The sequence below is a fragment of the Methylobacterium ajmalii genome, from assembly GCF_016613415.1.
In the GTDB taxonomy this organism is placed as follows: domain Bacteria; phylum Pseudomonadota; class Alphaproteobacteria; order Rhizobiales; family Beijerinckiaceae; genus Methylobacterium; species Methylobacterium ajmalii.
This window is the reverse complement of record NZ_JACWCT010000080.1, coordinates 30810-31066: the sequence shown is the minus strand read 5'-3', so window position 1 is coordinate 31066 and position 257 is coordinate 30810. Positions and strand designations below refer to the sequence as shown.

Sequence of the window (257 nt, the reverse complement as noted above, 5' to 3'; positions counted from 1 at the left end):
ACAGCCGCTCCACTCGCTTGTCGTTGACCAGCCAGCCCGCCGCCCGCAGCAGGGCGGCGATCTTGCGGTAGCCGTAGCGGCCATACCGGCGCGCCACCTCGACCAGGTCGGCCAGCAGCGCCGCCTCGTCGTCTCTCCCCCGCGGCAGCTTGCGCTGCGTCGAGCGATGCTGTCCGAGGGCGCGACAAGCGCGCCGCTCGGAGACCGTTAGCACGGTCCGGACATGCTCGATGCAGGCGCGCCGGCGCGCGGGGCTC

Annotated in this window: 1 protein-coding gene; it reads right to left on the bottom strand. The window is 73.5% G+C overall.

All coding sequences use genetic code 11. The features are described 5' to 3' along the window. A partial coding sequence (locus tag HPY23_RS34260; protein ID WP_200649643.1) for an IS3 family transposase occupies window positions 1-257 on the bottom strand: 257 nt, incomplete at both ends.